The sequence below is a fragment of the Catenovulum sp. 2E275 genome (assembly GCF_025515275.1).
In the GTDB taxonomy this organism is placed as follows: domain Bacteria; phylum Pseudomonadota; class Gammaproteobacteria; order Enterobacterales; family Alteromonadaceae; genus Catenovulum.
The window spans coordinates 1-22,548 of sequence record NZ_JAOPFU010000031.1 but is presented as its reverse complement, the minus strand read 5'-3'; the positions used below and the strand labels follow the sequence as shown (position 1 = coordinate 22,548).

Below are 22,548 nucleotides of genomic sequence, written 5' to 3'. Positions count from 1 at the left end.
AATAGCTATAAACCAAAGACCTTTTTAAGTAGAGCTGTTGTTTGCTCGGACGGATTTTCTCTAATAGCAGCTTCTTCTTGGGCAATATAATAAAAAATACCTTCTATACCTTTATCAATAACATGTGAACTAATATCTGTTTTCACTTTGCTGACAAAAGGAATATCTTTATATTCACCCAATAATTTATCCAGTGCTTGAATGGCTCCAACCTCTGCAATTGATTGATCGACTATTGGCTTCATTTGTACACTCAATTTATCCGACATTTTTTGTTTAAAGTATTGTGTTGCCGAATCTTTTTCACCTTCATAAATAGCCCGCACATCGCTAAAACTCATATCTTGAATGGCTGCTACAAACAAGGCTTTGGCCTGTGGGGTTGCAGCTTCTGCAGCTCGGTTTAGTTTAAGCTCTAGATCATCAGCCAAATTTGCCATCCCAACTTTCGACAAAATCATTTTTGCCTTTTCTAATTCAGTTGGCAATGGGATATGAATCTTAGGATCTGCATAAAACCCATCAGTCTCCCCTAACTGGGCAATAACTTTTTCTGAACCTATTTTTAAAGCTTGCTTAAATGCCTCCGTAATTTCTTGTGCCCCTAAATTGCTTTTTGTCGCTTCGCTCGCGTTATCAGAATCGGAAGGAATGTTTTCCTTGACTACATTAGTTGCTTTTTCCCACCAGCTTTCAGCTGATACCAAAGGAGAAATAGCAAAGCTTAATGCAATACAAATGGGTAATACTTTAATTTTACCAGGCATGAATAATCCTTGTTTAAATACTATAAAATAGTTAATTGTGTAGGCGTTATTAACAGATATGGCATCCCCACCTGGAGTCGAACCAGGATCTAAGCCTTAGGAGGGCCTTGTTTTATCCATTAAACTACAGGGACTTACACTAAAAGCTAGATAATAATAAACGTGGATCCGTTACCGCTTTATGTAAAAAGTTGTTTTAACTAAATGCTTTAAATTGCACTATAGTTGTGGGTGAATACCAAACAAATTAATACAAAATCATATCTAACGGTTCAAGCATTCTTAGCTTATTATCCAAACTTCACATTAATATCTGCAAATATAACAAGCCCCCAAAAAAATGTGTACCTTGTGAACCAGATCGTTTTACATTACGTTAGTGTTAGAAAACTGATTGCATGAATACAGATTTAAAGTTAAGTTTGAAAAGTGCTTCAATGAAGATTATCGAGTACAGTAATAATGGTCTGTTATGCAAACAATTCATAATTTAGAAAATGATCTAGATGGGTTAAAGCCCAGACTATTTATTAATATACTCTTTTCCACCCTATTTGTTTTATTATCCGTTCTTATTATCGAATATATTTATATAAGCCGTACCGAACAAGCTAATATTGCAAAAGTTACCAAACAGGTTTCTGAATACCGAGCTAAATTAGAATATTTAATTAATAATAATCTACAACTAACACAAGGCATATCAGCCTTTATATCTATCAACCCTGATCTAACCCAACAAGAATATGAAACTTTTGCTGAGCATGTTTTTTCGGCTGACCACCAAGTCCGTAATATAGGAGCTGCAAAGGATCTAGTAATTACACATATTTACCCTTTAAAAGGTAACGAAAAAGCAATTGGTTTAAATTATGCCCAAATGCCAGCCCAAAAAGCTGCTGCCTTAAAAGCAATTGAAGTAGGTAAAATCGTGGTAGCCGGGCCATTAAACTTAGTTCAAGGAGGTATAGGTTTAGTCGCTAGACAACCAGTTAAAGTTAGTACTACAGGAAAGCTCTGGGGAATCTCTTCAATCGTATTAGATTTCAACACTATTTTAAAAGAAGCAGGTATTTTAGAGCAGAAAGACTTAAATATTACGCTGCAAGGTAAGGATGCCTTAGGAGAAAGTGGTGCTGTATTTTTTGGTGATAAAAAGCTTGTCAAAACATCTTCGGTAAAGCTAAAAATTAACCTTCCTTATGGGGCATGGATAATTTATGCAGAACCAAAAAATGGTTGGCATCACTATCAATTTCATTACCCTTTATGGATAGCATCCGCTTTTTTATTAATCATCTGGATTATTATTTTAAGGCAAAGATTTAAAAATCAGACCTTATATATTAAGTCAGTCAATAACCTGATTGAATCCGAGCATAAATTTCGTAATGTTTTCCATGATCATAACGCGGTTATGTTACTAATTGAACAAGCCACAGGAGCGATTGTTGATGCCAATCAGGCAGCTGAAAAATATTATGGTTATACACATCAGCAACTAACTAATAAAAAAATACAGGAAATAAATCAGCTAACTTTTGAGGAAGTTCAGACAAAACGAAAGTTAGCTGCACACCACAAACAAAATTTCTTTATTTTTCCGCATAAATTAGCTGATGGTTCAATTAGACAGGTTGAAGTCCACTCTTCCCCAGTAAAAGTAAATGATCAAACGTTATTATTTTCTATTATTCATGATGTTACTCAAAGAATAGAAAGTGAACAAAAATTAAAGCTGGATGCGAAAGTATTTGAACATTCTCAGGAGGGAGTGCTCATTACTGATGCAAATAACCAAGTTATTTCTGTTAATACGGCTTTCAGTGATATAACAGGGTATAGTGAAAGTGAAGTTATAGGCAAAAAGCCTTTATTTTTAAGTTCTCATAAAAATGCGCCTGAGCTATTCAGAGAAATCCGTAAAAGTGTTCAAGAAAAGGGGTTTTGGAAAGGTGAAATATGGAGCAGAAAAAAAGATGGCAGTACATTCCCTGAATTATTATCTATTTCAAAACTTGAAGAGTCACCAAATGTCATTTCCCATTATGTAGCTGTATTTTCAGACATTACTAAATTAAAACAATCAGAAGAAAGGCTTGAACGGTTAGCACATTATGATGCCTTAACCAATTTACCTAACCGTTTGTTATTAAAGTCACGAATCAATCATGCAATTGGACGTGTGAAACGAAATAAGCAACAAAAACTCGGTTTGTTATTTTTAGACTTAGACCAATTTAAAATCGTCAATGATAGTTTAGGGCACCAAGCTGGGGATGAGCTTTTACAGCAGGTAGCAGCTAGGCTAAAAGCTCGGGTCAGAGAACAGGATACTCTTGCCCGATTAGGTGGTGATGAATTTGTTGTATTAGTTGAGGACTTAAATAAAATTGAAGATTTGGTAATTTTAGCACATGACATTATTGTTGAGATTAACAAACCTTTTGTACTTCAAAGTCATCATGAAGCAGTTGTTGGAACCAGTGTAGGTATTACAATTTACCCTGATGACACCACTGATGCAGATAAACTCTTAACTTTTGCTGATGCTGCTATGTATAAAGCGAAACAAAATGGCCGAAATACTTATGCGTTTTATACTGAAAATATTACCAAACTAGCCGATAGAAAATTAAAAATTAACAACCAACTAAAAAAAGCTATTGAAAATAATGAGTTAGAACTTTATTATCAGCCGCAAGTCGATTTTCTAGAGCATAAAATAGTTGGGGCTGAAGCTTTAGTTCGATGGAATCATCCAGAAGAAGGTTTATTGTCCCCCGATGCTTTTGTTGAATATGCAGAAGAAAGCAGTGTTATTCACGATCTGTCTAAATGGGTGCTAAATCAAGGTTGCCAGCAACTCAAATCATGGCATGCACAAGGACTTGTAATCCCACTTGCATTAAATATTTCACCTCGTGATTTTAGTCAAAAAAGCTTTATGACTGAGGTTCAGCGTATTATTGAACAACTGGCTTTTAATCCTAAATATCTTGAACTTGAGCTTACTGAAAATACCCTAATGGAAAGGCCTGAAATCGCACTAGATATCATTAAACGTCTTCGCAAAATAAATGTATCAATTGCAATAGATGATTTTGGTACAGGCCATTCGTCAATTGCTTATTTAAAACACTTCCCTATAAATAAACTTAAGATAGACCGAAGTTTTGTTAGTGATATTGCAACAAACAAAACAGGCAAAGATATTGTCTCGACTATAATAAATATGGCTAAAAGTTTTGGTTTGCAAGTTGTAGCAGAAGGAGTTGAAAGTTCAGAGCAGGATCTCATTTTAAACTCTTTAGGTTGTGATATTGCTCAGGGGTATCTATATAGTAAACCGCTAAAGCAAAATGACTTTGAGCAAAAATTACGTGAGCAGTTTCTTCGCTAACTTAAAGTATTAGGTAGGCACAAATACATTATCGCTCAAACTAAAAATAAACACTAACTTATGGACATCATTACATATTGGCTTAGCCGGGATTGGATGCGTATAATGCCGCTTAATATCTAGCTTGGTTGAGCCTCAAATGACTGAATTAATTGCCACTTTTATCTTCTTTTTTGCTGTAATAGACCCAATTGGCACTATCCCTGTTTTTATTGCCGTGACCCGCCATCATGATGATGCTTTTAAAAAACGAGTCGCGATTAAAGCAGTATCTGTCTCAGCGGCGGTTTTACTCTTTTTTGTGATAGCTGGTGAGCTTATTTTAAATGCGATTCAAATCCCACTACCTGCATTTCAAATAGCCGGCGGCATTGTGCTGTTATTATTTGCGTTAACTATGATTTTTGGCGAAGGCAAACCAGAATCTGAAATCAAGTGCGTAAAAAGCGCCTCTGAAACGGCTATTTTTCCACTGGCAATCCCATCCATTGCTAGCCCTGGAGCTATGTTAGGTGCGGTTTTAATGACCCGAAATACCGAATACACTTGGGTAGAGCAAGCCATTACTTCGTCTATGATGTTAGCGGTATTAGCGATTGTACTGGTGTTATTATTATTGTCGCGTTATGTGCATAAGTTTATTGGCGATAGCGGCGCTAGTATTATTTCACGGGTAATGGGACTGATTCTAACCTCAGTGGCAGTCACTAATATTTTATCCGGCATTAAAGATTATTTTGCGATTTAACAATCAATGCTAACCAGCATAAATCACATGGCTCATATAACAAAAATAACAAGGGATTAAATGAATAAGTTAATCAGATGGCTACTGGCCAGTATTATTTTAATCGCAGTTATCATCTGGATTGAAAAAGATATTGGCTGGCAAAGCGTATTTTCTGCATGGCAGAACGTATCTGTTACTTTGCTGATTAGCCTGACCGCGCTTACTTTTATCAGTTATTTATTAAGAGCTTACCGAGTTTATTATTATTTTGGCAAAACTGAGAACCATCCTTTTTTAAGTTATGTTCGCATTAATTTTTTGCATAATGCGTTAAATAACTTTTTACCTATGCGCCTTGGCGAAGCTTCGTTTCCGTTATTTATGAAACAAAGTTTTAATTACCCTATTTTAAAATCAAGTGCGGGCTTATTTTTAATCCGTTTAATGGATTTACACTGGTTATTATTATTGTTATCGATTATGGCCGCGATTCAGTTTGGTGTTATTTATTTATCACTTAGCTTGGCAATTATCATCTCGCCTTTTATTTTGCTTTGGCTCAGTTTGCATTTTAATCGGGTGTTACCGGCCAAAATAAAACAAAAAATAGAACCGCTAAAACAATACACACCACATTCAGCTCAATTTTGTTTAACTGTGTATGTAATGACAGCCATAATCTGGAGCATAAAACTCGCTGCGCTCACCTTAATTATGTTAGCCTTTATTGATATTCCGGGTATGCAGGGGTTATTTGCAGTTATTAGTGCCGATTTATCCAGCGTATTGCCTATTCATGGTTTAGCCGGTAGCGGTACATTTGAAGCTGCGGTATTAGCCGCACTAATCCCGCTTGGTGTCGCAAAAGATGCTATTTTATTAGCGGCAGTTAATTTACATATTTATGTATTAGTGGTGACTTTATTATCAGTGCCTTTGGCGCTGGTTTTACCCAAAACACAACAAATGGCAGAGAATAACTGACATAAAACTGCCATATTTTTTTAATTTTTCTTTAAGTTTTGTCCATTAACCTTGACTGAATTTTGCATTGTTCTGCATTTACTATCGACTTGGGTATAATGGCCGCAATATTTTTGATTGAACAAACGAGTAATTTACAAAATGTCATTATCAAATAATCCAAGCCTGTCTATTGTGATTCCTATGTATAAAGAGGAAGACAACGCCCAGTTAATGATTGATCGCATCCATCAAGGAATGCAGGATTTTCCGGGTAACTGGGAAATCATTTGCGTAGACGATGGCAGCCCGGATCAAACCGTTCCAAGATTAAAACAAACTCAACAACAATATGGCGAGCATGTCCGTATTGTTGAATTACAGCGTAACTTTGGCCAAACCGCTGCAATGCAAGCTGGTATTGATGCCGCCCGCGGCGAATTAATCGCCACAATGGACGGAGATTTACAAAACGATCCGCACGATATTCCGCGGATGGTAAAAGAGTTGACCGAGCGTGATTTAGATTTATTACAAGGCTGGCGTAAAGACAGACAAGATGCGGCAATCAAACGTAAATTACCCTCTAAAATCGCAAACCGTTTAATCGCCAAAATTACCGGTGTAAAACTGCACGATTATGGCTGTAGCTTAAAAATTTACCGCGCTAGTGTATTAAAACAGGTACGTTTATTTGGTGAAATGCACAGGTTTATTCCAGTATGGGTTGCTGGTGTAACCGCCCCACACCGAATTGGCGAAACTGTGGTAACTCACCATGCTCGCCAGTTTGGCGAATCTAAATATGGCATTAGCCGAACCTTTAGAGTGATTATCGACTTATTATCTGTCTTTTTCTTTTTACGTTATCGTGCACGCCCAGGCCACTTTTTTGGCTCTATCGGTTTATTCTCAGGTGCACTGGGTGGCCTATTTATGACCTGGCTGATGTTTGTAAAATTTATTTTAGGCGAAGATATTGGTGACAGACCTTTATTAATTGTCGCTATTTTATTAATTATGATGGCACTGCAATTTTTAACCACTGGAGTGGTCGCAGAAATGCTCAGTCGGGTCTTTTTCCAAGGCACTGGCGATAAAAACTTTGTTGTGCGTGACGGTGAAAAACTCGACGACCACCTTGGCTGGAGTCAAGTTAAAACCACAACCCAAGAAGCGCCACTAGCTTCTGCCGACAAAACCAACGAGAGTTAAATGCCCTATCGCTTCAATCAGCCTTTTTTATTTGCATTAGTCAGTTTTATTAGCGCCGGATTTTTTATTAACTTAACCGGCATTCCATTATTTGATGTAGATGAAGGGGCTTTTTCTGAAGCAACTCGCGAAATGCTTAGCTCTGGTATCTGGTCCGCCACTTATTTAGATGGCGAACCAAGATACGATAAACCTATTTTAACCTATTGGATTCAAGCACTTTTTGTCAATTTTTTTGGCTTTAATGAACTCGGTTACCGGCTGCATTCTATTGTTGCGGTATTGTGCTGGGGCGGTGCTACCTACTATTTTGTTAAACAGTTTTGTCATAAAAAAGCCGCGCAAGCTGCTATTTTAATTTTTAGCTCAACATTATGGGTTACCGTTATTGGCCGCGCTGCAACGGCCGATGCCATTTTAAACTGTTTTATCGCCCTCACCTTTTTTGATATTTATCGCTACCAGCAAAGTCAGCATAAAAAATATATCTACCGAACTTGGCTATGGCTAGCTTTAGGCATGTTAACCAAAGGGCCGGTGGCCGCAGCAATTCCGTTTATTGCCAGTGCCATTTGGTTTATTAGTTTAAGGCAGCATAAACTGTGGTTTAAAGCCATTTTTAATCCCCTAGGCTGGGCGATCTTAATTTTAATTTTAGTGCCTTGGCTATATATGGTTTGGCTGGAACAAGGCAGCGGATTTTTCTATGGCTTTTTAGTGGATCATAACTTAAATCGCTTTTCTGCCACTAAAGAAGGCCACGGCGGTCAGCTTTTATATTATGTTGTTGTCTTGCCGCTGATAATTTTACCTTATTCTGGCTTATTATTAGTGTTACTGACAAAAGTGAAAAAGCTTTGGCAAAAACCATTTGAACGTTTATTAATGCTTTGGTTTATCACAGTTTTTATTTTAGTGTCTGTCTCACAAACTCAGTTGCCGCATTATGTTTTGTACGGTGTTACCCCTCTTATTATTCTATTTGCTAAATATCGTAATTTATTTGCCAGACAATACTGGCAAGTGATCTTTCCTATACTATTTTTTGCAATTCAAATTGCGCTGGCATTAATGGCAGCTAATTTGGCTGATAATCAAACTAATTTATATCAAAAACAAATGCTTGAATTAGCACCCCAATATATTAATAGCGGCTATTTAATATTTGCCAGTCTGTGTTTAATCGTGATTTTAAGCGTATTTTTATTTAGCCGATTTATCAGTAAAAAGCAGCCGTTGAGTTTATGGAAAAAACTCTGTTTTGCCGGATTATTACAAAGCTTGTTCTGCTATTTATTTTTAATGCCTGCGTTGGCTGGCATTCAACAAACACCAATAAAAAACGCAGCTGAATTTGCTAAAACTCTAGATAAACAAATTAATATTGTTCGTTACCAAATTCACATGCCGAGTTTTAGTGTTTACCGTGGGCAAATCACTGAGCGCCGCTTGCCCCAAGTAGGTGAATATGTTTATACCAAAGTGGATAAATTAGATGAACTTAATCAATCACTTGAGTCTAATAATATTAAAGCTAAGATAAGTATTGAGTATCAAAACGGCGGTATTATCCTTGCCCGTATTAACGACTTAACGGAATAACAATATGCAAACTAACTGGCAACAAACATGGCAAACCCATAAACCATCGACAATTTGGTTAATTAAAGCCAGCGGTGTTTTATTATTATTGGCCTTAATCATTGCTGTAGTTTTTGGCTATCATGCTGGTTTTTTAACGTTGAATCAATTTGGCGCCCGCTTTTCAGATGTGATTTGGGCTGCAATGACTATGTTGGGCGATACTTATTTAGCAATCGCACTTTTATTATTTTTTATTTTTAAAGACAAATTATTAATGCCCGCAATGTTAATTGCATCTATTCCGGCGACTATTTTTGCCCAAGGTTTTAAACGTGGTTTAGCTGTTGATCGCCCGCCCAGAATATTTGAACCGGAGCAAATTAACCAAATTGGCCGAGTATTAGAGGTGGGTAGTTTTCCGTCTGGACATACCATGACAGCGGCCGTCTTAGCTGGGCTGTTAATAATGAGCGCTAAAAACAATATATTACGTACTTTAGCACTAACTTTGGTGATTTTAGTTGGTATTAGCCGAGTAATGGTTGGGGTGCATTTTCCGATTGATACTTTAGTGGGCGGAGGCGTAGGTTTATTAGCTGCCGGTTTTGGTTATTTGGTTGCTGCCCGTTTTAATTTAGGTCAGCATAAAATTTCGCAGTTTATTTTATTCTGTGTACCGCTTTATGCCGTATTTCGTATTTTTATGCACCATAACGGTTATCCTAACGCGCATGATTTTGCTATATTAGTCGCCTGTTTGGCATTGGCGACCTTTTTTATTCAACTTGCCTGCCATTTGTATCAAAATCAAACCGGTAAACCCTAAGTGCAAATAGATTTTGCACTTTTGTTTGCATAAAAATAAAGCGGAAGTAAGCAAAATTGAATCAGTCTAATTGTTATTCAAAGTGTTTTCTGACTTTTGTTGGAATCACCCTACTCACTTTTATCTATCGCGAATGGGTAACTCTTGCCACCCCAATAACTTTATTCTACGACGAAGCTTATTATTTAAGTTGGGCACAAAACCCAGACTGGGGTTATTACTCAAAACCGCCTGTTGTTGGCTGGTTAATTAGCATAACCACCAGCTTATTTGGCAATGGAGAATGGGTTGTAAAATTAGCTGCGCCCGTTTTATATTGTTTAACCGCTATTGTTGCTTATCGCATAAACCGCAGATTATTCAGCGAAAAAGCTGGTTTTTATGCGGGACTTGCATTTTTGTTTATGCCACTGGTTAGCTTAAATTCACTCTTTATCACCACAGACGCGCCACAATTATTTTTTTGGGCTTGTGCAACTTATGCTTTTATCCGTGCCCGTGATAATAATGCACTTGGCTGGTGGATTCTAGCCGGTTGTTTTGGTGGCCTTGGTTTATTATCTAAATATACTTTTGTTTTATTACCGGTTGCATTTTTATGTTTTGCAGTGGTATCTGAGCAGGGTAAAAAAATTCTGACCAATCCAAGATTCTGGTTAGCTTGTGCAATTGCAGTATTGTTTTTATTACCTAATTTATACTGGAATTATCAGCACGATTTTATTAGTTTTCAGCACACCTCTGAAATTTCAAAACAAGGTGAAAAACCAATTAGTTTTGGCCGAATGACTGAGTTTTGGTGTTTGCAACTATTAGTATTTGGCCCGGTTTTATTAGTTTTAATGTTAGTGAAAGGAGCTAAATCAAAACCAAAAACAGATAACGAAAAACTGCTGTGGTGTTTGTTTTGGCCAACAATTATTATTATTTCCACTCAAGCATTATTGGCTAAAGCCAATATGAACTGGGCAGCAGCCGCTTATGTAAGTGCTAGCTTACTAACTGGTTATTACCTATCAACAATGACAGCCAAAACTTGGTTAAAAGCTGGGTTAGCCGTCAATATTGCATTAATGGCGGCGTTTTATCACTTTAATGCCTTTACCGATGCCATTGGCGTTGAGCGCACTAAAAGCAATGACCCTTATAAACGCATTAATGGCTGGCCTGAATTTGTTGAGCAATTCCAACCTTATTTTGACCAATATCCTGATCATAAACTTGCCAGTGATCACCGCAAACTACTAGCCTATTTTGGTTATTATTTAACGCCGCAGGATTTCACCGGCGTATCATTAGATGGCGATTTTCACGTTGCGCATCATTACGATTTAATGTATCCGTTATACGAAAGTGACTATCAGGCGTTTTTATTTATTACCGATAAATGGACAGAAACCGAACTTAATCAATACTTTACTCAGGTTGAATTACTAACCGAGCAAACCCGTAAAGTGTATGACAATTACAGCCGAGAAGCGCGCTTATACAAAGTATCCGGCTTTAAGGGTAAATCTGTCATTAAAACACTAGTTCAGCATGAGGTTTCTGATGAGTCAGAATAACTTTTTAAAACAGTCTCTTTTACGAGTAGATGTTGCCCTGCTAATTTTGTCTGTGATCTTTTTTACGCTTATCGCCCCCAGAATAGATATTAGTGTGGCAGGGTTGTTTTATGATGCACAACAAGGTGGTTTTTATTTAAATAATAATCCGCTAATCAGAGCCATTTATAACGCATTTGCTAAACCACATTTTGTGATTTTACCTGCCTTGATAGTGTTGGCGATTACTTTTTACCGAAAATATAAAACCGCTGACCGTGAGCAGGATTATAAAAACTACCATAAAAAGTGGATTTACAGCTTTTTATTGGCCTCTTTATTAATTGGTCCGGGATTATTAGTTAACGAAGTTTTGAAAAACAACTCGATTGGCCGGGCAAGACCGGTTGAAATTCAAGAGTTTAATGGCCCGGATACTTACACTGCTGCATTTGAGTATTCAGGACAATGCGATAGAAACTGCTCTTTTGTTAGTGGCCATGCCTCTATGGGTTTTTATTTTATTGCCCTTGGTTGGTTGCTGCGTTCACGCCGAGCTTTTTATATTGGTTTGGGTATTGGCATTATTGTTGGCCTAACCCGTATTGTGCAAGGTGGCCACTTTTTAAGTGACACCATATTTGCATTTTGGGTTGTATATTTTACAAATCTGGCATTAGGTAAAGCTTTTAAGCTCGAAAATCCGCTTAATCCTAAATAACCTTAGCTGCACCTCAGGTTAAATAACCAGCTCTGACTCTTATAAAAAAGCGCTTAGCCGATTTTACTAGCTAAGCGCTTTTTATCTTAATCACTTGTATTAGGTTTTAACGTTCAACTTAAAATTTGTAGTTAACCCCTAAATAATAAGTCGAACCAAACTCTGTGGTATTATAAGCTCGGTCATCTGAGTCACTATATTGTTCTTCACGCTCATTACCTAGATTAACCGCTTCGATGGTCAACTTAACTTGCTCATTTAACTGATAAAAAGCGGAGAAATCGATATAAGTTGAGCCATGGAATCCAGCTTCATCTTGATCTATATCAGTTGGTGAAGCAACATGCGTTATATACTCGCTACGATAGGCAGTTGAAATACGAGCTCCCCACTTTTCAGTTTCATAATACAAGGTTGCATTAGCAGAATGTTCAGATAACCCCGGAAAAGCTTTGGTTGCAAAATAAACATCACCATCGTAGTAATCCATTTCACCATCAGCAAAAGTATAATTAGCAATCACCCCCATATTATTAAAAGGCGCTGGTAAAAAAGTAAAATCTAACTGACCGCCTAACTCTACTCCCTGAATACTGGTTTTTTCACCATTGACACTAGTATGATAAGTAAATACTGTATTTCCAGTTTGGCCCGGTGCCAATAATGATTCTGAAAATCCAGTATTCTTATATTGCATTTCAACAGATTTACTAATTACAAAATTATCTATATCTTTATAAAACACGCCTGCAGTTAAAAAACCACTATCGGTCAAATACCATTCCATTGCGGTTTCGTAATTAATAGATTCATATGGAGATAATCCAGGATTACCTGAACTAAGCTCCATTTTATCTGTATTGACGCTACCTGAAATAGCCAATGAAGCTAGTGCCGGGCGTGTTAAGTTTTTACTAATACTGGCTCTGAACTGTAGATCTTCCGCTGCATACCAGACTAAATTTAATGCAGGTAGAATATAAGAATAGTCTTGCTCAGCTTGAGTTTTAATATTTTCATCATTTTGAGAGATATAACCAATCGACTTCACATCGGTTTGAATATACCTAACGCCAAAATTACCGCCAAATAGTTCATTTTGCCATTGGTATTCAGCCCATGCTGAACGAGTTGTTTCTTCTAAATCATAAATACTATTAGTTAATAAATTAGCTTCTGTCAGGTTTGCATTAACTCCGTAATAATCCTGAGCTTTAACAACATTAGCCGCCGCCCAATTCGCTTTATCATGGTCAGTAAAAACCTCGAAGTATGCTGGATCTAAAGTATTGTCGATCTCTCCTGATTCAAACTCAGCTTTTAAGGCATCAGCAATGCGATAACTTTTACCATCTGAACTAAAGGATTTATTTAATAAACCGTATTTTAGTTCACCGCTATCACCTATAAATGTATTAAATGATAATTTAATTGTATCTATACTTGAGTTTTGCTCATCTTCGTCTAAATCAAATTCATGCATTTTCCAGTTGTCAATAGATGCAATATCAAAGTCATAGGTATTTTGTGCATAAAACCTGTCTTTACTATAATCCGAAATAATACCGCCAAACCCTTCATAAAAGACTTTGTCACTAACAGGGATCACAAATTCATTTTCTGAATGTCCAATTAAAAACTTAGCAACTGTTGAATCACTTATTTGCCAATCTGCTAATAATGAAATTTGATTAAATGTTGTATCCATGACTTGGATACGACTTTCTGTCGCCAAAGTAGCATTGCTAATATCAGTATAAATGGCTTCACCTGTATTACTGATTTTAATATCATTGACTACAGCACCACCAACAGTTTGACCACCGGCTGTTGTACTTCCACCTAATGCTGATAATCCAGCTCCACGTGTTGCAATATGGTGTTCATTTTTATTATTGTTGAGTTCTGCGTAGAGTACATCTAAATCAAAAGATAGTTTGTCACTAACATTAAATTGAAACGCGGCAGTTACCCCTAAACGCTCCTGTTCATTTTGCCAGATTGAATAGCGATTACCGCGAGCAAAACGTATTTCTTTGTTATTTATTTGATCTTGAACAGCCTGATCTAACCCGCTAATATCTGAGCCAGATGCATCTAATGGGCGCCAGCGGTAAGTATTATAGCCCTCTTCAACTGTATCTCGTTTACTATAAGCTACTGAAAACAACGCACCAAAATTATCCCAAGTGTTGGATACTAATGCTGCTAATCTTGGGCTAGTTCCGTCTGCCATAGAATTAACCCCAGCTTGAGCAGAAACTGCTGCATTAAAACCCTGATAATCAAACGGTTTGGCAGGTCTAAGTGCAACAGTACCACCAATACCACCTTCCTCCATACTGGCCGAAAACGCTTTTTTAACATCAATTTGGCTAAATAGTTCTGATGCAAACACGTTAAAGTCAAATCCGCGAGAACGATTAGCCTGACCACGACTATCCATACTACTGCCGCTGGTTGCTAAAACATCTAAGCCGTTTAATTCAACGCGAGTAAAATCTGGCCCTAAACCACGTAACGAAATCTGTCGTCCTTCCCCTCCTTCACGGGTAATTGTTACGCCGGGCACTCGCTGTAATGATTCAGCTAAATTCAAATCAGGAAAATCTGCAATATCTTCAGCAACAATGCTGTCTTGCGCTATTAATGAGTCGCGCTTTACATCTCGGTTTTTTAATAAACTCTGACGAAACCCTTTTACTGTAATTTCTTCCATTTGGGTTTGCGGCTGAGCTTGGCTTTCTGCAGCTAAAGCCGTTGAGTTATAACCTGATATAGCAGCAACAACAGCTAAACTCAGATAAGTTTTAGAAGCTTGAATTTTCATAATATCTCCGAAAATAATTGAATTAAAATGATGTTTAAAAACTGCATTTTGTATTCGGCGCTAAATGAATACAGCGTGCAAAAAGGTTTTTTGGCTGGCTTGTGACCAGCTCAAAACTCACAAAAGGAGCGTTTAGAGGGGTTTGCATTGCACCTTTATAAAAATCGGTTGAAATAATTTGTGCGCCTGAGTTAATAGCAGTTAACGCGCGCATTTTTGGTGATTCATTATGGTTAAACTCATCGGCTCTGGTGCGCACAATAAATCCCTGTTCCACAGCTTGTTTAATTTGTTCGGCCTGAAGCAATGGATGGTTATAAATTAAAAAAGCAGCATCGGGATGATTAAGCTCAAAAGCTGCAAAAATGGCGTGTGTTTGGCTGGCAGAAAACTGAGCTAACTGGTTTTTGTTGGCGTCAAATATAAATGCAAATTTACCTCTGACCTGCTCCAACTCAGGCCAACCAAACTGGCGGATAGACTGCGATAGCGTTAAGTTGGGTTGCTTAATTAAAGCGGGTGTCATTAACTTTTCGCTGCCCAATTCAGTATAAATTAGCTGGTCAAGCGCCTGATAATTTTGTGAGTTTAAAACAGCAGGGATCACACCGTTTATTTTATTAAAACGACTTTCTTTAACATTAAATAAAATATAAACCGGCAAGTGATTAGGATTTTGATTCGACCAGTTTTTTAACTGACTTAAACAGCTTTTAAAACTAATACAATGGGTTTGAACATCTATATCCGGAATATGTAATACTTTAAATCCGGGTTGATTAAGCGCTCGTTGCTGCGCTTTAGTATGTAATTGGTTGGAAGTCCACTTTTGCGCTAATGGCTTGGCAAAAAGTGCACCTTGCTCATCCATTAAAATGTCAATTTCGAGCTGACGTAAACCTAAATCTAATTGGGTTGGTAGGCTTGGGTGAGCATAACTAATTTTATCGGCAAACCCTGGTTCTATCTGATCTAACTGTTTGGCGATATGGATATCTAACCCAGTTTTATAGCTGTTGTGGCTGCCAATCACCTGAATCTGATTCAGTTTTAGCTGATTTTGTGCAACTACAAAAAACGGCAAAAAAGCAAATAGCAGTAAATAGCTAAAACGCTGTTTAAGCTTAATTAATTCGGTAAGTTGACTCGCTCTCATTTTAGCCTCGTCTACCTTGTTGGTGTCTTAGTTAAATCGCTCGGTTTTGCTATTAATGAGTAGTGAGTAGAAAAAAGGGGACAAAAAAATTTAATTATTTTGTTGATGGTTTAAAGCATCAGCCAAAACGCTAACTTAATTTAACAGTAATTAATTTGTCATATTTATCTGCCAACATATTTAAGGTTTATTAATAAAATTAAGAATATAGCTGTGAACAAAAGCGAGTTTTCAATTACATCTGCATTGTTAAAAGAAGAGCCCAAATTGAAAGCAATGATCCGTCGTTGGGTTAAAACACATGATGATCAGGCTGATGTATATCAGGAAACACTTACAACTGTTATTGAGCGTAATCAAAGTGAGCCAATTCAAAACCCACTTGCTTATGCGGTCACTGTTGCCCGCCACTTTGCATGGAAATTAAGCGGAAATAATAATGCAAACAATCATGACAGTTATGATGAAACACTCGACCCGCGCCAAACCCAAAGTGCAGAAGTAAACTATTTACAACAAGAAAAAATTAAAACCATTCAAGCTGTATTAAATAATATGCCGCCAATGCGCCAGCAAGTATTTATCCGTCGCCGTTTACAAAACCAAAGCCGTGAACAAATCGCAAAAGAATTAGAATTAAGTGAAGAAGCAGTAAAAAAGCATATCAACCGAGCTTTAGCGCAAATTGCTATGCATTTGGGCGAATAACTTAAGATACACAAAACTTTAATATTTTAAATTGTCGCCTTTTATATTCCTCGAAGCTCTTTATAAAAGATTTCATTATGAAGTCTTTTAACAATTTCAATTTACTGAGGATATATAAAATGAAAATTCAAGCATTAAGTTTACTCCTAGTTTGTTTATCAAGCATAAGCCAATTGGTATTTGCTGCACCACCACCTAAATTATTAGAAAACGCAACCAGTAGCGCAGATTTATGGTCACCTAGGTTTGATTATGATACTGATGGCTGTTATCCATCAGTTGGTATTGGTCGTGACGGACAAGCTAATGGAGGCTTGAAGCCAACTGGTGATATTTCAGGTAACTGCCATGATTTATCTGACTTAATAAATTCAAATACTAACCACAGAAGCACTTGCCTTAGTAGTAATGGCAATCAATATTGCGCACACATGTATGCACTTTATTTTGAAAAAGATCAGGCGATTGATGGTGCTTTATTTGATGATGCTTTTAGTCATAGACATGACTGGGAGTTTGTTATTGTTTGGCTTACAAATAATACAATGACGCATGTTAGTTATTCAAAACACCGCGATGTAGTTACTGAACCTGCTAATGCTTACGTATATGACGATAGCAATAATCAGCACGTTAGAATTGTGTACCATAAAGATGGTGCATCAACCCATGTTTTTCGTCCCGGAGATGCAGGTGAAATCGCAGAAAATGATACAGGTGCCTGGCACAAACCAACTCTAGTTTCATGGAGTTTGATGCAAGGCGATTCTGGTGTAACCAATAGTGATTTGAAAAACTTATTTAATACAACAGATTTTGGTAATGCGAACACACCATTTAATGACCCTAACTTTATTAATAAGTTAAATGCAGGTTTACCATCTGGCTATCCCGCTTTTTAATATATGATGCGGCCAGAGGATATCATTAATCTGGCCGCTAGGAGTTTGTTATGAGAGCGTTTCAGTTATTCCTTTTAATTGCCTTCAGTTCAACTATCAGCATATTACTTACTTATCTTTATTTAACTATATCTTCTACTCCTTATCCAAAAACGTTAGCGCCTGAACTGACTTGCCAGCAAAAAGTAAACACTCTACTTACTGATTTCCCTCAATTACATAACAGTACAAACGAATTACCAAAAGAGATAAAAATATATCCGGATCAATCAAATAAGGACACACAAAAAGTAACTTATACAAGCCTACCTCTTGAAGACAAAAAGCAGCGTCTATTAACTGCACTAAGCAGAGTCAATACTAATGATATAGCGTTATTAGAAGAGCAACTCTACTATGGTGAACAGGAAGAAAAAAATTGGATATGGGATTATTTATTAGATTCAGAGTTAATGTTAAATACCCCTCAGTTACTACCAATATTAGTCAATTTTATTTATGACTTTGAACAACCAAGACATCAAATCAGATTACTAAAATTAATTCCTAAGTTACAACAAGCTTACCCTGAGTATTATGCTCAATTTCAGCAATTTTCAACAGCGTTGATAGATTCAGATAACGAAAATATCAGCCTAAATGCTTTAATTATTAATTCAGACGACATTAATTTATCAAGACACGTACAAAATAGAATTTTAAAAAAGCTAGATTTAAACAAAACATTTTCGATTTTAGTAAATATAGAAGCTGAGCATGTAGCACCTGATTTAATATCAGCAATTAAGGCTATAGCAGCTGATTCCTCAGCCAAACTATCAGACCGCGAAAAAGCAATAAACCTGTTACAAACTTGGCAATAGAATAAGAATACCAATAAAAGAAATAAACCGCCTACACCATGACTTAAATTTGTAGCAATACACGTAAATAAAATTGCCTGCCGGTTTCTGTGGTATTGTATAAATGCTGATGTTGGCCTGCGTATTCGCGATAAAACGCATTACTAAGATTATTAATCCCTAAATTAATTTCAAACTCAGGTGTTAATTTAAAATAAGCTGACCAGTTTAGTCTGGCGTAAGGTAAAAAACCAGTTTCGAGTTGGTCCTGCCCTAAACGAGAATATTTAATTTCACTGATATAATCGCTGCGATAATTTAAATTAAACCGACTACCCCAGTTTTGGGTATGATAATTTAAACTAAGCTGCGCTGTATGGTCTGACATTCCCTCTATCTGAGCCTGATGCTGGTATAAGTCACCATATTGATAAGTTCTGCTACTGTCGGCATAACTATATGCAGCCTGCAATGATACATTTGTAGTTAAGTGCCAATACCAACTTAAATCACTCCCAAATAGCCAGCCATTTTGGTTGCCTGTTGGCGAAAATATGGCTGATTCTACAGCTTGGGGCTGGGTGTTATCAGCTAAAGTAGGCCAAACGGTTTGCTGATAATTAATTAAGCCGCTCAATTTTTTGTAATAAATACCGCTAATCAGCTCTGTTGTAGCTGTCGGTGTTGCTGATAATTGTGCTGATAATTGTGTGCTTTTATAAGCAGATAAATCTGCTGAGCCGGTTTGATATATATCCAAAGCGCTCAAATATACCTGAGCGGGTGTCATATATTTGGTTTGAACTGGGGTGAAATTTTGACTTAAGTTGACCCTCGCTTGCCAGTTTTGGTTAATTTGATAACGAAAATTGGCACTTAATAACCAAAAATTATCCTGTTTATGGTTAAGTTTGGTATTGTCTGTAGCTGTAAGTTGATTTTTTAAACTTTCATAGCGGACACCAATATCAAAACGATAGTTAGTGTGTTGATACTGATAACTAAGCCAAGCTGATCTATTTTGCCGGTTAAGCGCATAAGAGTCGGCAATCAAAATATCTTCTTCAGTAAATTGGTTTTGTGGCAAATAAGCAGCCATGATTTGGCTTATATCAACTGCGGCAAAAGCTTGTTTTTTGTGCTGTGTCGCCAATAAATAAAAATTTGCCTGCAAGTTATTATCTAAACGCCCACTGGCAAACTCAGCTTTTAATAAATCAGCTTGCTGATAAGCCCGCCGTTGATCGTAAAAATCTTTATATTGTAAGCCAAATTGCCACTGTGACTGTGTTTTTTCTGTATTAAGCATCTGATAATTAAATTGAATTTTTGCCTGATTTTGACGAATGAGGTAGGTATTTTTTTGTAGATCAATTTCATCCAATTGCCAAGTTTCAGCCAAGCTAACATCTTTACTGTAGAGGTTAATCGGGTAATTCGGATTGGCTTGGTAATCTGTTGTTAAATCACTAAATGCCGTTAAATATACTTTTTGATCTTGCGGTATAGAGAGCCTGTTTTGGGCGTGCCCGATTAACCAGTTAATATCAATTGAAGGTTTTGGCTGATATTCACCCGACCATGTCACTTGATTAAACTCTGTTTCTTTTTGTAAGAGGCGAGTTTCTGTCGCTAATTGAGCATTGCTAAACTCAGCATATTCAACAAAATTATGCTGATCGATTGTCAGTTTATTAATGCCGGTGAGTTGTAAATTATCCTGGCTGATTGCAGTCGTATTTATTCCTCTAGTAGCAAGATGATATTCGCGTTTTTGATTGGTTAGCTGACTACTCACCCAATCAAATTTATGAGCTATATTTTCGGTTATATAATAGGCAGATGCGGTTAATCCCAATTGTTCAATATCATTTAACCAACTTGAATAGCGATTGCCTCTAGCAAAATAAATACTCTGATTATTTAACTGATTTTGTAATTGTTGGTTTAACGCAGAAATATCAGTATCGCCAATATCTAAAGTGCGCCAACGATAGGTATTATAGCCTTGCTCTTGTGTATTTTTTTGTTTGTAAACAGCCGCAAACTGGTAATACCAATCAGCCCGTTTAAACTGCCAATTGATTGCACTACCGTATGAAAAGTGCTCAGATAGCGCATTATAATTTTGTTCGAACATAATATTAATTAAATCGCTTTCAGCTAAATCATCATGCTGCATGCTATAAATTTCTATATTAGATCCAATGCCACCACTATCTTGTGAAACATGATAATCACGGGTGACATTAACTTGCGCAAAGAGCTCCGCTGGTAATACATTAAAATCAAACGCCAACGCCCGTTCATTTTGTTCTCTGCTATCGAGCGTTGAGCCATGTATAGCCAGAGTTTGCATGCCGTTTAACGATATATTTAAAAAGTCACCACTTAGCCCTCTGATAGCTAATTGTCTACCTTCCCCACCATCGTAACTGGCAGATATACCAGCAATAGTTAATAAAGATTCGGCCAAATTATTTGTTGGATAACTGGCAGCATTTAATAAAGATAATTGCTCAACCCGAACACTGTTTTGTGGCTGGGCATTTTGAGTGGATTGATACCCTCTATGTTGTCTACTTTGCTCGCTTGAACCAATTACAATAACCTCTTCCGGTTTAGGTTGGGTGATTGGTTGAGTCTGAGATAATTTAACTGCTCGCGGCGTAGTTAAAGCGGGTTGAGTTGCAGGCAACTTAGCAACAACAATTGAATTTTCAATCACTTCAATTTTTACCTGATAATGCGCGGCTATTGCTTTACAAATATCAGTTAATTCAATTTGTCCTGCATATTGAAAAGCTAAGATTTGATTATCCGCAGGGGTTGTTTGAGTTAAATTTGGGTTAAAGAAAACGGCGATCTGGGTTTGTTGGGATAATTGAGTTAAAGCAGTAAATAAGTTATCTGCATCCAGCTTTATCTTATAAAATTGAGCTTGTGCTGATTCAGTCGCAAATACCTTACCTTGGAAAGTGCCGGTTAACATTCCGAGAACTAACATTCCGATGATTAACCGACCAAGAACTAAATGACTAATGACAAACCCCGATGTAAATATGTTAGCCAAGTACATTTGGTATCCGTTGGTTAATTTCGACGAATAATAATTTGCCCCGGATATTCTGATACTCTCAAATTACTGGCTAACGCAATCATTTTTAACGTTTGTTTGGGCGATTTAAGGTTAAACCGCCCGGTTACTGGCAGTGTTTTTAAACTGCTTTCTTCCAGGCTAATTTGTTCTGTGATTTGCCTATCCAGTTTTGCAATAACTGACCCTAAGCTGGTTTGATAAGCTTCTAACCAGTCAGCGGAATAGTCCTGAGTATTTAAATGGTGTTTATAATGTTGTGGCAAATAAATTAACTCTCCCATTTTGCCATCCACAATTTCAATACTTTGTCCGGCTGTTAAATGTATTTTTTGCTGATGATTTGACACCAGTACACTACCCTCAACCACCACAACTTGAGTGCTATAATCATTTTTATCAACGGAAAATTTAGTACCGGTAACTTTGATTTGTGTATCTCCGGCAGCAACAATAAATGGCTGATGATCAGTTAAATGCTGAACAGAAAAGAGCGATTCACCTTTTGTTAATTCAACCTTGCGTAAATCCGGCTGATATAAAAAATCTAACTGAGTTTCACCTGCTAGTTTTAGCTGTGAGCCATCGGCTAAGTTTAATTGTTGAGTTTGTGAGGTTTGTGTTTGAGCAACCAATTTTGGCTGGCTGACATCCTGATTAATTGAAAAATAACCGACTAACAAAGCAATAGCCAACGAGCCAAATGCTGTGGTTAATTTGAGTTTATGATTAGCTTTTTTAACGGATTGAGGCTGGTAAACATTTTCTGCTAACGCTTGGGTTAAATTTTCTGATTGCCAAACCGCCAGACACTTTTGATAAGCTTGTTGATGCTCCGTATTTTGTGCCAACCAAATTTCTAGTTCTGCTTTTTCAGCATCCGTTAACTCAGTTGCTTTTTCCGCCCAATTTGCAGCTTGTTCAAAAATGGCTAATTTGTCAGTTTTCATAACACAAAATAAAGTTAGGATTCGCGTGAGTTTAGCATGTTTATATGACAATTTAGCGACATAGAGCTAAATCAAACATCGCAGATACAAAAATGCCGCTTAACAGCGGCATTTTAATTAACCTCAACTCGGGTTAAGGTGTATTCTAACTAATGGAATTATTTAACCTTATAATTCCACATGGTTTCTAACGATAATTTTTTTGTGCGGACAAAGCAAATTCACGCGTCAATAGCTAGTCTCGGCTTTAGTTCCGACGTCGCTCTACCTCCCCCATCCATGGGGTCGTATTGCAAGTGAATTTAACGCA

The 22,548-nt window shown here is 37.0% G+C and carries 16 protein-coding genes and 1 tRNA gene; 11 read left to right on the top strand and 6 right to left on the bottom strand.

Annotated features, from left to right (window positions below):
• Positions 1 to 5: 5 nt before the first annotated feature.
• Complete coding sequence (locus tag N7931_RS13705) at positions 6 to 767, bottom strand: DUF4197 domain-containing protein (protein WP_262794835.1); 762 nt, start codon at positions 765 to 767, stop codon at positions 6 to 8.
• Positions 768 to 826: 59 nt separating this feature from the next.
• Positions 827 to 901 (bottom strand) — tRNA-Arg (locus tag N7931_RS13700).
• Between the two features lie 338 nt (positions 902 to 1,239).
• Between N7931_RS13700 and N7931_RS13695 the strand changes: the two genes are divergently transcribed.
• The 8 genes from N7931_RS13695 to N7931_RS13660 all read left to right on the top strand — a co-directional run bounded on the left by N7931_RS13695 (position 1,240) and on the right by N7931_RS13660 (position 11,753).
• Positions 1,240 to 4,170, top strand: coding sequence for an EAL domain-containing protein (locus tag N7931_RS13695; protein WP_262794833.1), 2,931 nt, complete (start codon positions 1,240 to 1,242; stop codon positions 4,168 to 4,170).
• A 139-nt stretch (positions 4,171 to 4,309) separates the two neighbouring features.
• Positions 4,310 to 4,918: a MarC family protein gene (locus N7931_RS13690; RefSeq protein ID WP_262794832.1), complete on the top strand. Its 609-nt coding sequence runs from the start codon at positions 4,310 to 4,312 to the stop codon at positions 4,916 to 4,918.
• 60 nt (positions 4,919 to 4,978) lie between these two features.
• Positions 4,979 to 5,884 (top strand): lysylphosphatidylglycerol synthase transmembrane domain-containing protein, encoded by a 906-nt coding sequence (locus N7931_RS13685; protein ID WP_262794831.1) that lies wholly within the window; start codon positions 4,979 to 4,981, stop codon positions 5,882 to 5,884.
• Positions 5,885 to 6,025: 141 nt separating this feature from the next.
• Positions 6,026 to 7,078: a glycosyltransferase family 2 protein gene (locus N7931_RS13680; protein ID WP_262794830.1), complete on the top strand. Its 1,053-nt coding sequence runs from the start codon at positions 6,026 to 6,028 to the stop codon at positions 7,076 to 7,078.
• Positions 7,079 to 8,680: an ArnT family glycosyltransferase gene (locus N7931_RS13675; protein WP_262794828.1), complete on the top strand. Its 1,602-nt coding sequence runs from the start codon at positions 7,079 to 7,081 to the stop codon at positions 8,678 to 8,680.
• A 4-nt stretch (positions 8,681 to 8,684) separates the two neighbouring features.
• Positions 8,685 to 9,488 (top strand): phosphatase PAP2 family protein, encoded by an 804-nt coding sequence (locus tag N7931_RS13670; protein ID WP_262794826.1) that lies wholly within the window; start codon positions 8,685 to 8,687, stop codon positions 9,486 to 9,488.
• A 56-nt stretch (positions 9,489 to 9,544) separates the two neighbouring features.
• Entirely contained in the window at positions 9,545 to 11,053 is a 1,509-nt protein-coding gene (locus N7931_RS13665) for a glycosyltransferase family 39 protein (RefSeq protein ID WP_262794825.1), read from the top strand.
• Positions 11,040 to 11,753, top strand: coding sequence for a phosphatase PAP2 family protein (locus tag N7931_RS13660; protein ID WP_262794823.1), 714 nt, complete (start codon positions 11,040 to 11,042; stop codon positions 11,751 to 11,753). Before N7931_RS13665 ends, N7931_RS13660 begins: the two co-directional genes overlap by 14 nt.
• A gap of 118 nt (positions 11,754 to 11,871) precedes the next feature.
• Here N7931_RS13660 and N7931_RS13655 read toward each other — a convergent pair whose 3' ends face one another.
• Together N7931_RS13655 and N7931_RS13650 are read right to left on the bottom strand one after the other, a co-directional pair.
• Positions 11,872 to 14,583 carry a TonB-dependent receptor gene (locus N7931_RS13655; protein WP_262794822.1) on the bottom strand — a complete coding sequence of 904 codons (2,712 nt, stop codon included), beginning with the start codon at positions 14,581 to 14,583 and terminating at the stop codon, positions 11,872 to 11,874.
• Positions 14,584 to 14,617: 34 nt separating this feature from the next.
• Complete coding sequence (locus N7931_RS13650) at positions 14,618 to 15,739, bottom strand: phosphatidylinositol-specific phospholipase C1-like protein (protein ID WP_262794821.1); 1,122 nt, start codon at positions 15,737 to 15,739, stop codon at positions 14,618 to 14,620.
• Positions 15,740 to 15,952: 213 nt separating this feature from the next.
• Between N7931_RS13650 and N7931_RS13645 the strand changes: the two genes are divergently transcribed.
• The 3 genes from N7931_RS13645 to N7931_RS13635 all read left to right on the top strand — a co-directional run bounded on the left by N7931_RS13645 (position 15,953) and on the right by N7931_RS13635 (position 18,212).
• Positions 15,953 to 16,447, top strand: a complete 495-nt coding sequence (locus N7931_RS13645; RefSeq protein WP_262794820.1) for an RNA polymerase sigma factor — start codon at positions 15,953 to 15,955, stop codon at positions 16,445 to 16,447.
• 119 nt (positions 16,448 to 16,566) lie between these two features.
• The gene (locus tag N7931_RS13640) at positions 16,567 to 17,349 is read left to right on the top strand and encodes an NPP1 family protein (protein ID WP_262794819.1); all 783 of its coding nucleotides are present in this window, start codon (positions 16,567 to 16,569) and stop codon (positions 17,347 to 17,349) included.
• Positions 17,350 to 17,399: 50 nt separating this feature from the next.
• A complete protein-coding gene (locus tag N7931_RS13635) occupies positions 17,400 to 18,212 on the top strand; it encodes a hypothetical protein (protein ID WP_262794818.1) in 813 nt (270 codons plus the stop codon).
• Between the two features lie 43 nt (positions 18,213 to 18,255).
• On the opposite strand, the gene N7931_RS13630 is transcribed toward N7931_RS13635, so the two are convergent.
• Together N7931_RS13630 and N7931_RS13625 are read right to left on the bottom strand one after the other, a co-directional pair.
• Positions 18,256 to 21,270, bottom strand: coding sequence for a TonB-dependent receptor domain-containing protein (locus N7931_RS13630; RefSeq protein WP_262794816.1), 3,015 nt, complete (start codon positions 21,268 to 21,270; stop codon positions 18,256 to 18,258).
• A 14-nt stretch (positions 21,271 to 21,284) separates the two neighbouring features.
• The gene (locus tag N7931_RS13625) at positions 21,285 to 22,238 is read right to left on the bottom strand and encodes a FecR family protein (RefSeq protein ID WP_262794815.1); all 954 of its coding nucleotides are present in this window, start codon (positions 22,236 to 22,238) and stop codon (positions 21,285 to 21,287) included.
• Positions 22,239 to 22,548: the final 310 nt, after the last annotated feature.

Excerpts from the sequence above, each read along its gene's own strand:
- N7931_RS13705 (WP_262794835.1), bottom strand. The coding sequence starts at position 767 with ATGCCTGGTAAAATTAAAGTATTACCCATTTGTATTGCATTAAGCTTT.
- N7931_RS13695 (WP_262794833.1), top strand. The coding sequence starts at position 1,240 with ATGCAAACAATTCATAATTTAGAAAATGATCTAGATGGGTTAAAGCCC.
- N7931_RS13690 (WP_262794832.1), top strand. The coding sequence starts at position 4,310 with ATGACTGAATTAATTGCCACTTTTATCTTCTTTTTTGCTGTAATAGAC.
- N7931_RS13685 (WP_262794831.1), top strand. The coding sequence starts at position 4,979 with ATGAATAAGTTAATCAGATGGCTACTGGCCAGTATTATTTTAATCGCA.
- N7931_RS13680 (WP_262794830.1), top strand. The coding sequence starts at position 6,026 with ATGTCATTATCAAATAATCCAAGCCTGTCTATTGTGATTCCTATGTAT.
- N7931_RS13675 (WP_262794828.1), top strand. The coding sequence starts at position 7,079 with ATGCCCTATCGCTTCAATCAGCCTTTTTTATTTGCATTAGTCAGTTTT.
- N7931_RS13670 (WP_262794826.1), top strand. The coding sequence starts at position 8,685 with ATGCAAACTAACTGGCAACAAACATGGCAAACCCATAAACCATCGACA.
- N7931_RS13660 (WP_262794823.1), top strand. The coding sequence starts at position 11,040 with ATGAGTCAGAATAACTTTTTAAAACAGTCTCTTTTACGAGTAGATGTT.
- N7931_RS13655 (WP_262794822.1), bottom strand. The coding sequence starts at position 14,583 with ATGAAAATTCAAGCTTCTAAAACTTATCTGAGTTTAGCTGTTGTTGCT.
- N7931_RS13650 (WP_262794821.1), bottom strand. The coding sequence starts at position 15,739 with ATGAGAGCGAGTCAACTTACCGAATTAATTAAGCTTAAACAGCGTTTT.
- N7931_RS13640 (WP_262794819.1), top strand. The coding sequence starts at position 16,567 with ATGAAAATTCAAGCATTAAGTTTACTCCTAGTTTGTTTATCAAGCATA.
- N7931_RS13635 (WP_262794818.1), top strand. The coding sequence starts at position 17,400 with ATGAGAGCGTTTCAGTTATTCCTTTTAATTGCCTTCAGTTCAACTATC.
- N7931_RS13630 (WP_262794816.1), bottom strand. The coding sequence starts at position 21,270 with ATGTACTTGGCTAACATATTTACATCGGGGTTTGTCATTAGTCATTTA.
- N7931_RS13625 (WP_262794815.1), bottom strand. The coding sequence starts at position 22,238 with ATGAAAACTGACAAATTAGCCATTTTTGAACAAGCTGCAAATTGGGCG.